This is a genomic window from Pseudomonas sp. TUM25319, from assembly GCF_056388475.1.
This window is the reverse complement of sequence record NZ_CM150751.1, coordinates 1,679,597-1,692,233: the sequence shown is the minus strand read 5'-3', so window position 1 is coordinate 1,692,233 and position 12,637 is coordinate 1,679,597. Positions and strand designations below refer to the sequence as shown.

14 protein-coding genes are annotated in these 12,637 nt (G+C 64.9%); 3 read left to right on the top strand and 11 right to left on the bottom strand.

Translation table 11 applies throughout. The features are described from left to right. Positions 1 to 66: 66 nt before the first annotated feature. From AC05QJ_RS07755 to AC05QJ_RS07740, 4 genes are all read right to left on the bottom strand, one after another. Entirely contained in the window at positions 67 to 2,466 is a 2,400-nt protein-coding gene (locus AC05QJ_RS07755) for a TonB-dependent siderophore receptor (RefSeq protein ID WP_476746319.1), read from the bottom strand. 97 nt (positions 2,467 to 2,563) lie between these two features. Then, a complete protein-coding gene (locus tag AC05QJ_RS07750) occupies positions 2,564 to 3,511 on the bottom strand; it encodes a FecR family protein (protein WP_476746318.1) in 948 nt (315 codons plus the stop codon). Continuing rightward, complete coding sequence (locus tag AC05QJ_RS07745) at positions 3,508 to 4,014, bottom strand: sigma-70 family RNA polymerase sigma factor (RefSeq protein ID WP_476746317.1); 507 nt, start codon at positions 4,012 to 4,014, stop codon at positions 3,508 to 3,510. The genes AC05QJ_RS07750 and AC05QJ_RS07745 overlap by 4 nt, the downstream gene beginning before the upstream one ends. Before the next feature lie 86 nt (positions 4,015 to 4,100). Then, positions 4,101 to 5,024 carry a LysR family transcriptional regulator gene (locus AC05QJ_RS07740; RefSeq protein WP_476746316.1) on the bottom strand — a complete coding sequence of 308 codons (924 nt, stop codon included), beginning with the start codon at positions 5,022 to 5,024 and terminating at the stop codon, positions 4,101 to 4,103. Between the two features lie 96 nt (positions 5,025 to 5,120). Here AC05QJ_RS07740 and AC05QJ_RS07735 point away from each other — a divergent pair, with 96 nt between their 5' ends. Both AC05QJ_RS07735 and AC05QJ_RS07730 read left to right on the top strand, forming a co-directional pair. Beyond that, positions 5,121 to 5,969 (top strand): type 1 glutamine amidotransferase domain-containing protein, encoded by an 849-nt coding sequence (locus tag AC05QJ_RS07735; protein ID WP_476746315.1) that lies wholly within the window; start codon positions 5,121 to 5,123, stop codon positions 5,967 to 5,969. Between the two features lie 80 nt (positions 5,970 to 6,049). Continuing rightward, positions 6,050 to 6,685: a TetR/AcrR family transcriptional regulator gene (locus AC05QJ_RS07730; RefSeq protein ID WP_476746314.1), complete on the top strand. Its 636-nt coding sequence runs from the start codon at positions 6,050 to 6,052 to the stop codon at positions 6,683 to 6,685. 70 nt (positions 6,686 to 6,755) lie between these two features. Here the strand turns inward: AC05QJ_RS07730 and AC05QJ_RS07725 are convergent, their stop codons facing one another. Continuing rightward, positions 6,756 to 7,535: a class I SAM-dependent methyltransferase gene (locus tag AC05QJ_RS07725; protein WP_476746313.1), complete on the bottom strand. Its 780-nt coding sequence runs from the start codon at positions 7,533 to 7,535 to the stop codon at positions 6,756 to 6,758. A gap of 90 nt (positions 7,536 to 7,625) precedes the next feature. Here AC05QJ_RS07725 and AC05QJ_RS07720 point away from each other — a divergent pair, with 90 nt between their 5' ends. After that, positions 7,626 to 8,246 (top strand): energy transducer TonB, encoded by a 621-nt coding sequence (locus AC05QJ_RS07720; protein ID WP_476746312.1) that lies wholly within the window; start codon positions 7,626 to 7,628, stop codon positions 8,244 to 8,246. On the opposite strand, the gene AC05QJ_RS07715 is transcribed toward AC05QJ_RS07720, so the two are convergent. The 6 genes from AC05QJ_RS07715 to adk all read right to left on the bottom strand — a co-directional run bounded on the left by AC05QJ_RS07715 (position 8,243) and on the right by adk (position 12,614). Further along, complete coding sequence (locus AC05QJ_RS07715; RefSeq protein WP_476746311.1) at positions 8,243 to 8,935, bottom strand: extensin-like domain-containing protein; 693 nt, start codon at positions 8,933 to 8,935, stop codon at positions 8,243 to 8,245. The genes AC05QJ_RS07720 and AC05QJ_RS07715 overlap by 4 nt on opposite strands. A 5-nt stretch (positions 8,936 to 8,940) precedes the next feature. After that, positions 8,941 to 9,771: an isocitrate lyase/PEP mutase family protein gene (locus AC05QJ_RS07710; RefSeq protein WP_476746310.1), complete on the bottom strand. Its 831-nt coding sequence runs from the start codon at positions 9,769 to 9,771 to the stop codon at positions 8,941 to 8,943. Between the two features lie 30 nt (positions 9,772 to 9,801). Further along, positions 9,802 to 10,671, bottom strand: a complete 870-nt coding sequence (locus AC05QJ_RS07705; RefSeq protein WP_476746309.1) for a DUF72 domain-containing protein — start codon at positions 10,669 to 10,671, stop codon at positions 9,802 to 9,804. Between the two features lie 4 nt (positions 10,672 to 10,675). Next, on the bottom strand, positions 10,676 to 10,975 hold the full coding sequence (locus AC05QJ_RS07700; protein WP_476746308.1) for a hypothetical protein: 300 nt from the start codon (positions 10,973 to 10,975) through the stop codon (positions 10,676 to 10,678). Positions 10,976 to 11,104: 129 nt separating this feature from the next. Then, positions 11,105 to 11,779 (bottom strand): tRNA (adenosine(37)-N6)-threonylcarbamoyltransferase complex dimerization subunit type 1 TsaB, encoded by a 675-nt coding sequence (gene tsaB / locus AC05QJ_RS07695; protein WP_476746307.1) that lies wholly within the window; start codon positions 11,777 to 11,779, stop codon positions 11,105 to 11,107. Between the two features lie 187 nt (positions 11,780 to 11,966). After that, positions 11,967 to 12,614: an adenylate kinase gene (gene adk / locus AC05QJ_RS07690; protein ID WP_476746306.1), complete on the bottom strand. Its 648-nt coding sequence runs from the start codon at positions 12,612 to 12,614 to the stop codon at positions 11,967 to 11,969. Between the last annotated feature and the right edge of the window lie 23 nt (positions 12,615 to 12,637).

The window sequence follows — 12,637 nt, the reverse complement described above, 5'->3', positions numbered from 1 at the left end:
CCGAGGTTTTGCGTCGTGCAGGAAGGATGGCGCCGGTTTGCCCGGCGCCGGTGTCACGTGTGGCGGTCAGAAGTCGCCGCGCACCGTCAGCATGTAGCTGCGCGGCGTGCCGTAGGTGGTACCGCGGGTCCAGTAGCCGACCGAGTCGAAGTACTTGCGGTCCAGCAGGTTCTCCACGTCGACGCCCACGGTCCAGTTCTGGTCGATCTTGTAGGCCGCCCGCGCGTCGAATACCGCCCGGCCGCTGTTGCCGGTCTCGTTGTAGGCGTCGACATAGTGCGACTGCGCCGAGACGCCACCGCCGATACTGAAGCGGCTCCACTCACCCGGCAGCGTGTAGTTGGTGTTGACCCGCAACAGGTGCTTGGGCGTCTGCGCCGAGATCGGGCCACCATCGGAGGAACGCGTGGTGTTGAAGGTGTAGCCGGCCGCCACCTGCAGGCCCGGCAGCAGTTCACCCGTGGCTTCGGCCTCGAAGCCTTTGCTGCGGTTGATGCCGTCGCTGTTCAGCCAGCAACGGCCGGCCACGTCCTGCGGGCAATTGCCGGTGTTCTCGTAGTCGCGCACGGCGACGTCTTCCTGCTCGATGTAGAACACCGCGAACGACACGTTCAGGCGCTTGTCCAGCAGTTCGCCCTTGATCCCGGTCTCGTAGTTCGAGCCGATGGCCGGGTCGAGCATCTTGCCGCCAACGGTACGGTAGCTGGCCTGGGGCATGAAAATGTCGGCATAGCTGGCGTACAGCGACCAGGCGTCGTTCAGGTCGTAGATCGCGCCAACGAAGGGCGTGAACTCGTGTTTCTGTTCGTTGACCGAAACCGTTTCGCCACTCCAGGATTCGGTCTTGTACCAGCTCAGGCGCCCGCCGAGCACCAGGCTCAGGTCTTCGGTCATGTGCAGGCGCGCATTGAGGAAGCTGCCGTAGCGGGTGTCGAAGGTGTCTTCGCTGTAGTCCCAGGCCGGCCGTGCGGGCTCGGCGATGATGTGGTGGTCGGGATCATAGACGTTGAGCGGGATCGGGGTGTCCAGCGCGACGGTGGCGTCCTTGTCGTTCATCTTGCGCCTGGACCAGTTGGCACCAAGGGTGACCTGGTGGGTAAGGCCGAAGGCTTCGAACTCACCATTCACCGAGCCATCGACGGCATTGTTGGTCGCATCGAACTTGTGGAAGCTGGTGTCGTTGATCATCGGGCCGGTGGGGCTGCCGTATTCGAGGCTGTCGTCGGCGCTCCACTCGATCGCACTGCGGTTGAAGCTGCTTTCGGAATGGGACAGCGCCAGCTTGCCGGTCCAGTTTTCGTTGAAGCGGTGGCTGAGGTCGGCGAAGACTTCGTCGGTGCGGGTCTGCAAGGTCGCCCAGTCCTGGCCGAGGAAGGTCGTGCGCTTGAGGTGCGCGTTGCTGCCGTCGGGGCTGTTGGGCAGGCCGAGGACGCTGTAGCCATCGGTGCGCGAGGTCTGCCGGCGCACGCCGAGGGCAACGGTGGTGGCGTCGTTCAGATCGCCTTCGACAATCCCGTACAACAGCGGTCGTTTCGAGGTGGTGACATCGGTGAAATAGCCGCGATCCTCATAGGACGCCACCATGCGCCCGCGCAGCGTGCCTGCATCGTTGAGCTTGCCACTGGCGTCGAGGTCCAGCCGGTAGTTGTCCCAGGAGCCAGCGCGGGTGGTCACCGAAAAACGCGGTTCGACGGTCGGCCGCTTGCGCACCAGGTTCACCGCGCCACCAGGCCCGCCCGCGCCCACCAGCAGGCCGGCGGCGCCGCGCAACACTTCCACGCGGTCGAACAGCGCCATGTCCGGGGTCATCCAGCCGGTGTAGGCGTAAGCCTGCCCGGCCACGCCGTCGACCATGTAGCTGTCGTCGGTCAGGTCGAAGCCGCGGGAACTGAAATGGTGGTTGCCGTAACCACGGTTGGCGCGGGTAATACCCGGGGTCTGGGCCATCACCTGGTCCAGCGAGACCAGATTCTTGTCGTCCATCAGCTTGCGCGTGACCACGGTGACCGACTGCGGTGTGCGACGCAGCGACTGCGGAGTCTTGCCGATGGTCACGGCACCGGTGGTGTACGAACCGGAACCTTCGGTGGTTTCACCCAGGCCGGTGCTGTTGATGCTGGTGGCCCCCAGTTCCAGCGCACCGTTGGTGGCGGCCGGTACCACGGTGAAGGTGCCGCTGCCGGTGACGATCACCTGCAAGGCATTGCCCGCCAGGGCCTTTTGCAATGCCTGCTGCACGCTCATCTCGCCGCGAATGGCGGGTGCCTGCTTGCCGGCAACCAGTGCAGGGTCGAGGGAAATGACCTGGCCGCTCTGCCGGGCGATGGCATTGAGGGTCTGCGCCAGGCTGGCGGCCGGCAGGTCGAAAGTCTGCACCTGTTGCCGGGAGGAGCTTTCGGCCTGAACGAAGGCCGCGGGCAAGACGGCCAGAGCGACGGCAAGGGCGAGGGGCCAGGGTTTGAACATGTTGGATGCTCCTGATGAGGTGAGTGTTGTCAGGAGAGAGGTGCAACGAGCGCGAAAAACCGGACACGAATGAGAAAAATTTTTACTTGCATCGCCATCAGCGCGCTTCGATCAGGGTCAGCCAGGGGCCATAGCGCTGGATGCGGATCGGCAATGTTTCGGCCAGGGCGGCAAGGGTGCGCTGGCTGTCATCCAGCGGGAACACGCCCTGCACCCTCAGGTCACGTACCTGCGGACTCACGCGGATGAAGCCGGACATGTACGGACGCAAAGCATCGATCAGCGTCGAGAGCGGTTCATCCAGCACGCTGAGGCGGCCTTCGACCCAGTCGGCGCGGTAGCTCTGGCCGGCCGCCAGCGGCTCGATGCGTCGCGCATGCAGCAAGGCCGCCTCGCCCTGCGCCAGATCGAGGCTGGGGCCCGTGGGCAACGACACCCGCACGGCATGTTCGAGTACCACCACACGGGTGCTGTCGGAAAGCTGCTCGACCAGAAAGCGGGTGCCCAACGCACGGGCATCACCTTGGGCGCTGCGCACAATGAACGGCCGCGCCGCGTCGGGCGCCACCTGGACCACCAGCGAGCCGCGATAGAGGCGCAACAGGCGTCGTCCGGCAGACAGGTCGAAATCGGCCGCGCTGTCGGCGTTCAGCACCACACGGCTGCCATCGGCCAGCGACAGCGTGCGACGTTCACCGGTGCCGGTGCGCAGCTCCGCCATCCATGAGCGCCCTGTGTCGCTGCGAGCCCCGAGCCAAAGGCCACCGCCCAGCAGTCCGAGCCCGGCGACACCGCGCAGCAGGTCGCGGCGACCGGTGTCCGCTTGCAGCAGGGTGTCGCGCAAGCTACCCGGCGCACGCCGCACCACGTCGTAGTGGCGGCCCAGGCCACGCTGCAATTGCTCCCACGCGGCGGCATGGGCCGGCGCCTGGGCCAGCCACTGCTGGAAAAGCGCCTGCTGCCGGGCTTCATCCTGCCCGGAGCGCAGCCGCACCATCCAGCCGATGGCCTCTTCGGCGACCGGGTCCAGCGCCCCCTGGCTCATGACTGCGCCCCGCTCAGATAGCACTGGCGCAGGGCCTGGGTCATGTAGCGGCTGATGGTGCGCTCGCACAGATCCAGGCGACGACCGATCTCGGCATAGCTCAGGCCATCGAGCTGGCTCATCAGGAAGGCTTTCTTGACCACCAGCGGCAAGCCGGCAAGGCAGCGGTCGATCGCGTGCAGGGCTTCCAGCAACAGGTGCGTCTCCTCCGGCGAGGGCGCCAGTGCTTCAGGCAGCAGCATTAGCCGTTCCAGATAGGCCTGTTCCAGACGCCGGCGACGGTGGCGATCGAAGATCAGCCGACGGGCAATGGTGGAAAGGTAGGCGCGGGGCTGCTCGATGCTGTCCGGATCGACCCGTGCAGCGAGTATCTGGCAGAACGCCTCGGCCGCGGTGTCCTCGGCATCCGCACGATTGCGCAACTGGCGCTGCACATGCTGGAGCAACCAGCGATGGTGATCGCTGAAGAAGAAACCCAGTTTGCTGAGGGAGGACGCTGGCACGGGGAAGACCTGGGAGAGCGAATGAGAATTTGTCGCATCTTATCGATTGCGCCCCCTCTCCCGCAATGCTCCCGGTTACGCCCCGCTCAAAACCCCGCGCCCGAAGGCTGCAAGGTATTCACCACCTGCTGGCGGAACCAGCGTCGCAACGGGTCTTCATGGGTGCGGGCATGCCAGATCTGCATCACCTCCACCTTCGGCAGGTGCAGCGGCAGCGCGTGGATGCGCAGGTCCGGATCACGCTGCACCGCCTCCTCGGCCAGCGAACGCAGACAGGTCAGCAGCAGGTCGGTGCCACGAACCAGGCGGGTGGGCGCGATGAAACTGGAAAGCCCGGCAGCGATCCGGCGGCTCAGGCCTTGTGCCTGAAGGGCCCGGTCCACGAGGCCGTCGAGATCCCCGGTCAATGTAGTGATCAGGTGCTCGCACTCGATAAAGGTCTGCAGGTCCAGGCCCTCTGCAAGCCGCTGATTCTGCGTCGAAGCCAGTACCACGAAGTCCTCGCTCAACAGCCGCTGCTGGTGAAAGGTGTCGGGCAGATCGGTGTAGAAACCGGCGATGGCGAGGTCGCAGGTACCTTTTTCCAGTTCGTCGCGGGGCAACTGGCCACGGGTGTTGTGGGTGATCAGCACCAGGTTGGGCGCCTCGCGGCGCAGTACCGGCAGCAGCCCGGGCAGCAAGGTCTGCTCCATGTAGTCGGTGCTGTACAGGTGCAGCCGCTCGGCGCGGGCGAGGAAGTCCTGGCCGTCGCACTGTTCGTAGAAGGCTTCCAGTTCGCCCACCAGCCGCTGCACATGGGGCGCGAGTTCGTGCGCCCGCGGCGTCGGCGTCAGGCCACGCGGGGCGCGAACGAACAGCGGGTCGCCGAACTGATGGCGCAGCTTGTTCAGCTTGTGGCTCAGGGCCGGCTGGCTCAGGGACATCCGCGCCGCCGCCACGGAACCATTGCGCTCCTGGTAGAGCACATGGAACACCAGCAACAGGTTCAGGTCTTTGTTGGCGATATTCATTTTCTGAAAGAGAGAAATAAAAGCTTTCGAATTTTCGAATCATAGGCCCGGCCCCAAGATGGCGTCCATCGACCCATGCTCACTCCGGAGAACCCCATGACCAAGACCACCCGACTGGCACTGGCCATCGCCGGCGCCCTGCTCGCCGGCTCCGCTGCCGCCGCCCCCAAGGGCGAAGTGCTGGTGCTGCTGTCCAGCGAGAACGTGCTGCCGCTCAAGGACGGCAAGCACTACCCGACCGGCTACTACCTCAACGAGTTCGGCGTACCGGCCGACCAACTGATCAAGGCCGGCTACAAACTGGTGCTGGTTACGCCCAGGGGCAACGCGCCGAGCGTGGACAAGCGCTCCGTCGATCCGCAGTACTTCGCCGGCGATGCCGCGGAAATGAAGCGCATCGAAGGCGTGGTGAAGGGCTTGCCGGACATCGGCGACACCCTGTCGATCAAGGAGGTGCTGGCGGGGAACCTCGACCGCTACGCCGGCCTGTTCATTCCCGGTGGCCACGCACCGCTGATCGACCTGGCCAACAACCCGGATGTAGGCGCGCTGCTGCGGCATTTCCACCAGGCCGGCAAACCGACGGCGGCGATCTGCCATGGCCCGATCTCGTTGCTGTCGGCCCAAGCCGACCCGGCCGGCTACCAGGCCGCGCTGGCGCGTGGCGAAACACCGGCGGCGGAAGACTGGATCTACCAGGGCTACCGCATGACCATCTTCTCCGACCCGGAAGAGCAGGTGTTCGAAAGCTCGCTCGAAGGCGAGCGCATCCTTTTCTACCCGGCCAAGGCGATGGAAGCGGCCGGCGGCAACCTCAGCTACGCCAAGGCCTGGAGCCCCAACGTGGTGGTGGACCGGGAACTGATCACCGGGCAGAACCCGTTTTCCGACCATGAACTGGCCAAGGCGCTGGTGAACAAACTGGACGAGGCCAGGGGCCGCTGATCCGCGCTGAGGGTGCAGAGCGTTGTGGACGCCACATCCGGGTGTACCATGACGCCCTTCGAATACAGCAAACACGACCCATGCCCAACGATTCCACAGTTTCCAACGGCCCCGGCCGGCCCAAGGACCTGGCCAAGCGCCAGGCCATCCTCGAGGCGGCCAAGGAGCTGTTTCTCACCCATGGCTATGCCAGCACCAGCATGGATGCGGTCGCGACAGCGGCAGGTGTGTCGAAACTCACGGTCTACAGCCACTTCAACGACAAGGAAACCCTGTTCGAGGCGGCCATCGTCGCCACCTGCCAGGCGCAGTTGCCTGGCCTGATCTTCGAACTGCCCGACGGCGTGCCGCTGGCGCAGGTGCTGATGAAGATCGGCCGGGGCTTCCAGGTGCTGATCAACAGCGATCACTCGGTGAAGCTGCACCGGTTGATCATCGCCCAGGGGCATCAGGACCCGAAACTCGGACAGATCTTCTTCGAGGCCGGGCCCTTGCGAGTGCTGCGCGAGACCGAGGCGCTACTGAGGCGGGCTGACGAGCGCGGCCTGCTGCGGATTGCCAATCCGTGTACGGCGGCCGAGCACTTTTTCTGCCTGCTCAAGGGCGGGGCGAATTTCCGCCTGCTGCTGGGCTATGCGCCGCCACTGGAGGCCGAAGCGGCCGAGGCGCATGTGCAGGAGGTGGTGGAGCTGTTCATGCGGGCGTATCGGATCTGACCTGAGGGCCTCATCGCTGGCAAGCAAGCTCCCACTGGTCCTTCATTGTGGGAGCTGGCTTGCCAGTTCGCTACGGCTTCAACGCCTTCTTCGGATAGATGTCATAGCGGCTGGATTTCCCCTCCAGGCTATGGCTCGGTTTCGCCCCTTCGATGATCGGCGCCTTGCGCGGGCGCTTGACCACCACCCGGTGCGTCGCCAGCGCCAGCGCCGCCGCCAGCAGCGACGGCGCATCCAGGTCGTCCCCCACCAGCGGCCGGAACACGCGCATTTCCTTCTTCACCAGCGCGCTCTTGTCACGGTGCGGGAACATCGGGTCGAGGTAGATCACCTGCGGTGGCTCACCCTCCCAGTTGCGCATGCGCTCGATGGAGTTGCCGTGCAGCAGGTTCATCCGCGCCACGATCGGCCCGACCTCAATGTCGGTCGCAGCCCGGGCCAGGCCGTCCTCCAGCAACGCCGCCACCAGCGGCTGACGCTCGATCAACTGCATCTCGCAACCAAGGGTGGCAAGCACGAACGCATCCTTGCCCAACCCCGCCGTGGCATCCAGCACTCGCGGACGCACGCCTTGGGCAATGCCCACCGCCTTGGCGATCATCTGCCCGCTGCCACCGCCATACAGCCGTCGGTGAGCGGCGCCACCTTCGAGAAAGTCCACCCGCACCGGTCCCGGCGCATCGGGACCGAGCTGCTGGATCTGCAGGCCATCGGCGCCGACCTGCACGGCGAACGCGGCGTGTTCGTCGGCCAACGGCAAGCCCAGTCGTGCCGCCCACTGCTCGGCCTGCGCCTGATAGTCGGCGGCCAGTGCCTCGACCCGGATCCCGCCTTCCAACCGCTGCTCCACGCTCACCTTCCTGCTCAAAAAAAGTTAAAGATCGGCGCTGGCGGCCGATAAAAAAAGTACGCGCTATTTTGCCAGAGCTCTTCGACGCCCATGTCAGAGATTGTTCAACTAAACCCCGGCTACCTGTCACCCGCTGACAACTATGGTCGACACAACACCCAGACCCTCGGTGGCGTCAGCCATCTGTGGCAGGACTTCTTCGCCCGCGCCCTGGCCGCGCAGCAGGAAGAAGGTGTGGTGCACGAACCGCTGCCCGTGGAAGAAGTGGACGTCGAGACCGGCGAGCCGATCACCGGCGCCCAGACCCTGGCGCAGATCCAGAGCCAGCGCCTGTGCAACGTGCAGGACACCGAAGTCGCCCCGCCGGAGCCGCTGTTCCTGCCCATCGCCGAATTCGAGCTGGACCTGCTGGACAAACCCGCCCCGCCCTTCAGTGCCGCTGAACTGATCGAGCAGCAGCGCCAACTGGACATCAGCAGCAACTGGGTGCGCCCGATCGTCATGAGCCAGGGCCATCCGCATCCGGAGCCCGGCCCGGCACCTTCACCGTATCCGCTGCATCTGCCGATCGCCGAGCTGGAGCGCAAGCTACTGGATCCGGCGCCAGAGCCGTTCGACGAAGCGACCATGGCCAAGCAGCAGCACGACCTGGAGTTCGACCAGCAGTGGGCGCGGCCGGTGGTATTGAACAACGTGCGCATCGCTGCTTAACGACATACTCGCCAGCCGCCCATATCCAGGTGGAAATGATTGTGGTGCGCGGCGTTGTAGTCCGGCCCCAGAACTGTGTTGAAACTCTCGCAAGCACCTTCGCGCACCTCTCGCAGAAAACGTGCTTTCTGCCCCTCACCGTTCCAGTCCCTTTGCAAATCGATGCGCTGCCCGTCCGCCAGGCGGAATCCGGCGATATCCAGGGCATTGGCCGTGGCGTGCTGGCTGCGCCGGCCTTCGGCGCGGTTGTAGACATTCCGGCAGGCGAAGCTGCCCAGATGATCCACCTGCGTCACCGACTGGCCGAACACCCGTTGCGCCGCCGGTTGCAGGCCGTGGCGCTCGAACAGGGCGAACGCGACTGCCACCGGGCACGTGGCGAGGAAGCTGCTGCTCAAGCGCACCGGCGCGCCCTGCACACGGACCACGTTGGTCAGCGGGCAGGTGGCGGTGGCGGGAGAATCAGCCTGCGCGCTATAGCGCAGTCCAGAGCTAGCAAGGGTGGCGGCGCACAACTGTGGGTCGTCACGCAAGCGGCCCAGTTTCCAGGACGTCAGCAGGTTTGGTGGCGTACGCACATCCAGCGGCGCCCAGGGATTCCACTCATCAGGCAGGCGCCAGCCCTTGTGCCAGCCGTACAGCGCCACCGCGCCCAGCACGGCGAGCAACACCAGTCCGCCAGGGCGCATGGCGTTCAGCGCCGAAACAGCTGGTTCAACTGATCGAAGGACAGCGCCCGGTCGGCGTAGTCGAACCGGCCATCGCCACGAATGCCCTTCGCCGCCTCGAAGAAGGCGCCGTAGGCCGCCCGGGCGAGGGACGAACCGACGCTGATGCGCTTGACCCCGACAGCCTGCAGGTCGTCGAAGGTCAGGCTGACGCCACTCAGGCCCATCAGGACATTCACAGGCTTGGGCGCCACCGCCCTGACCACGCGCTGGATGTCTTCGAGCGTGCGCAGGCCAGGCGCGTAGAGCACATCGGCGCCGGCCTCGGCGAAGGCTTGCAGGCGCGCGATGGTGTCATCCAGGTCGTTACGACCGTGCAGCAGGTTTTCTGCGCGGGCACAGAGCATGAATGGAAAGTCGAGGCTGCGGGCGGCGGCGACGGCGGCCTCGACCCGCTCCACTGCGCGGTGGAAGCTGTAGATCGGCTCGTCGGCGCGGCCCGTGGCGTCTTCGATGGAGCCACCGACCAGGCCGATACGGGCGGCTTCGAGGATGGTCTCGGCGCAGCCGGACGGCTCGTCGCTGAAGCCGTTTTCCAGGTCCGCCGCGACCGGCAACGCTGTGGCATCGACAATCGACAGTGCATTTTCCAGGGTCTGCTCGCGGGTAATGGCGCCTTCGGCGTCCGGCAACCCCTTGGCAAAGGCCAGGCCGGCACTGGTAGTAGCCAGGGCTTCGAAGCCGAGGCTGGCAAGGAGCTTGGCGGAGCCGGCGTCCCACGGGTTGGGGATGACGAACGTGCCAGGACGCTCATGCAGGGCTTTGAAGGCTTCGGCACGCAGGGTTTGCACATCCATGGTCAGAACTCCCAGGCAGACGACAGGAAATCACAACAGGCCGAGTTGTTCGACCTCCGGGCCCCGGTCGGGTTCAGGCAAAGCCGGCAGCCCCGGCAGGCGTTCCATCAGACCACGATGGAAACGCTGGGCCAGGGCCGCGGCGAGGTAATTGTCGGCGGTGTGCAGGAACACATAGGGCTGTCGGCCCTCTTCGATCCAGGCAGCGACCTTGTCCAGCCACTGGAGGAGGAACGGCTCGTTGGCCTCCAGCTCAGGGTGACCGATGAAGCGCACCTGCGGGTGCTGGCTGAACGCCGTGGGCCGCGGCGGCACCCGTGGTTTCTTCGACTGGGCGTGGAGCACGGCAGGCTCGCGAGAGGTGCAACTGAACAGCGCACGGGGGTCGAGGCAGATGCGCTCGACACCCCGGTCATTCAACAGTCGGTTGAGCAGGCGCTCGTCCTCGCCTTTGGCGAAGAAGGCATCGTTGCGCACCTCCACGGCGACCGGCACGCCGATCTCGTCGATGAAATGCACCAGTTCACCAAGGCGCGCCGGACCGAAAGTGGCCGGCAACTGCAACCAGTACGGCGACACCCGCTGATCCAGCGGCCGCAGCAGCTCGATGAAACTGCGGGCGGCATCCATCTGGGCGAAGAGGTCGCCGCTATGGCTGATATCGCCCGGAAACTTGGCAGTGAAGCGGAAGTGCGCAGGCATGACCTGAGCCCAACGCTGCACGGTGGCGGGCGCGGGACGGGCATAGAAGGTGGTGTTGCCTTCGACGGCATTGAAGACCTGGCAGTACAGGCCGAGGAAATCAGTGCTTTTGGCGTCGGAAGGATAGAGGTAGTCGCGCCAGGCGTTTTCACTCCAGGACGGACAACCTACGAAATACGGAAGGGATGACAGGCTCATCCGTTCAAATGTAAAGATCCAGCCCCAGTACTTCCATCTCCCAATCGACGAAGCCAGCCGTGGTCAGGTAGCTGGCCAGGGCGCTGGCGGTACGGCGGTTACGGGCACGGGGGAAGATCATGTCTTGCGGACGAGCCGGCAAGCCCGCGCTGCGGCTGGCGTTGCCGGCACTGTTGGCGGGCTGCGCCTCGACTTCGAACTCGCCGGCGATCGCGTCTTCCGACTCGTCTTCGACGCGCACCGGCCCTTTGCGCTGGGGGCGCTTGAGGGGGTAGGACTGCGATGAAAAGCCGTCGATGCGCATGGCGGAATACTCAGGGCGAATGATGGCAATTTAGCGGCACCTGAGATCCTGCGCAAATGCCTTACTGATAACTGGACCACATATAGCGGAAAAGGTTTGTGCCGATTGGCGATAACCGACCAGAGGTCGTCAGACGCCCTTCGGCGTTGCCACCTTGTCCCGCAGGTATACCGGTTGCGCCTGCTCGGCAGGCACGCTTTCGCCGCGCTGCCAGGCGAAGTGCGCGAGGGTCAGCAAATCCAGGGCATGAGGCAGCATGCTCGCATCCTGACCGTCAGCCTTGACCGCCAGACGCTCGCCGTAACCCCAGCCGGTACCGGCACCGAACCACTGGCCGCCACTGCCGTTCGGCAAGGCAACCTGCTCGGGCGGCAATACCGCTTCAACGCCCTGCAAACGCATCTCCCCGGCCTGCTCCGTATAGCAGCCCCAATAGACTTCATCCATACGCGCATCGATGCCTGCGGCGACCTGGGTCGCACCGTGCTCACGCAAGGCGCGCTGCGCCAGCACGGCAAGGTTCGACACCGGCAACACCGGACGCTCCAGGGCGAACGCCAGGCCCTGCACCACGCCGATGGCGATGCGCACACCGGTGAACGCGCCGGGGCCGCGGCCGAATGCGATAGCGTCGACCGCCGACAGCGCGATGCCCGCATCAGCCAGCAGGGTCTGGATCATCGGCAACAGCTTTTGCGCGTGCTGACGCGGGATCACCTCATAGTGGCTCGTGATCTTGCCGTCATGCAGCAAGGCAACGGAGCAGGCTTCAGTGGCGGTATCCAGGGCCAGCAAGGTGGTCATCGGGGGTTCCAGGCAATAGAGAAAAAAGAGCGGCATTATAAGCGCAGTTGCTAGCGTCAAGTGGCAAGCTGCAAGAAGAAGCCGACAGGGGCAGTATCGGCTTCTTCTTGCAGCTTTCAGCTCGTGGCTTTCAACTGAAAATGACAACGGCCCGCAAGCGGGCCGTTGGCGGAACCTCGGTAGCGGATCAGCTCAGGGCTGCCAGTACCTTGGCGGTGATGGCTTCGACCGAACCCACGCCAGGAATGTGGCTGACCTTCGGCTTGCCGTTGGCCGCTTCCAGCTTCTGGTAGAAGTCCACCAGCGGCTTGGTCTGCTCGTGGTAGACCTTGAGGCGACCACGCACGGTTTCTTCGTTGTCGTCCGGGCGCTGGATCAGGTCCTCGCCGGTGACATCGTCCTTGCCTTCGACTTTCGGCGGGTTGTAGACCACGTGGTAAACGCGACCGGAGTCCAGGTGCACGCGGCGACCGGCGATACGCTGGACGATTTCTTCGTCGTCGACAGCGATTTCGACCACGGCATCCAGAGCGACGCCAGCGGCAACCATGGCTTCAGCCTGAGGAATGGTGCGCGGGAAACCGTCGAACAGGAAGCCGTTCGCGCAGTCGGCCTGGGCGATGCGGTCCTTGACCAGGTTGATGATCAGGTCGTCGGAGACCAGCTTGCCAGCGTCCATGACAGCCTTGGCTTCCAGGCCCAGCGGGGTGCCGGCCTTGACCGCGGCACGCAGCATGTCGCCGGTGGAAATCTGCGGAATACCGAATTTCTCGGTGATGAACTTAGCCTGAGTACCTTTACCGGCCCCGGGAGCTCCCAGCAGAATTACGCGCATCTTGTGCTCCTCATTTTTTATAA

What these genes read in the sequence shown, in the direction of transcription:
- AC05QJ_RS07755 (WP_476746319.1), bottom strand. Translation starts at nt 2,466, where the DNA reads ATGTTCAAACCCTGGCCCCTCGCCCTTGCCGTCGCTCTGGCCGTCTTG.
- AC05QJ_RS07750 (WP_476746318.1), bottom strand. Translation starts at nt 3,511, where the DNA reads ATGAGCCAGGGGGCGCTGGACCCGGTCGCCGAAGAGGCCATCGGCTGG.
- AC05QJ_RS07740 (WP_476746316.1), bottom strand. Translation starts at nt 5,024, where the DNA reads ATGAATATCGCCAACAAAGACCTGAACCTGTTGCTGGTGTTCCATGTG.
- AC05QJ_RS07735 (WP_476746315.1), top strand. Translation starts at nt 5,121, where the DNA reads ATGACCAAGACCACCCGACTGGCACTGGCCATCGCCGGCGCCCTGCTC.
- AC05QJ_RS07730 (WP_476746314.1), top strand. Translation starts at nt 6,050, where the DNA reads ATGCCCAACGATTCCACAGTTTCCAACGGCCCCGGCCGGCCCAAGGAC.
- AC05QJ_RS07720 (WP_476746312.1), top strand. Translation starts at nt 7,626, where the DNA reads ATGTCAGAGATTGTTCAACTAAACCCCGGCTACCTGTCACCCGCTGAC.
- AC05QJ_RS07715 (WP_476746311.1), bottom strand. Translation starts at nt 8,935, where the DNA reads ATGCGCCCTGGCGGACTGGTGTTGCTCGCCGTGCTGGGCGCGGTGGCG.
- AC05QJ_RS07710 (WP_476746310.1), bottom strand. Translation starts at nt 9,771, where the DNA reads ATGGATGTGCAAACCCTGCGTGCCGAAGCCTTCAAAGCCCTGCATGAG.
- AC05QJ_RS07705 (WP_476746309.1), bottom strand. Translation starts at nt 10,671, where the DNA reads ATGAGCCTGTCATCCCTTCCGTATTTCGTAGGTTGTCCGTCCTGGAGT.
- AC05QJ_RS07700 (WP_476746308.1), bottom strand. Translation starts at nt 10,975, where the DNA reads ATGCGCATCGACGGCTTTTCATCGCAGTCCTACCCCCTCAAGCGCCCC.
- tsaB (WP_476746307.1), bottom strand. Translation starts at nt 11,779, where the DNA reads ATGACCACCTTGCTGGCCCTGGATACCGCCACTGAAGCCTGCTCCGTT.
- adk (WP_476746306.1), bottom strand. Translation starts at nt 12,614, where the DNA reads ATGCGCGTAATTCTGCTGGGAGCTCCCGGGGCCGGTAAAGGTACTCAG.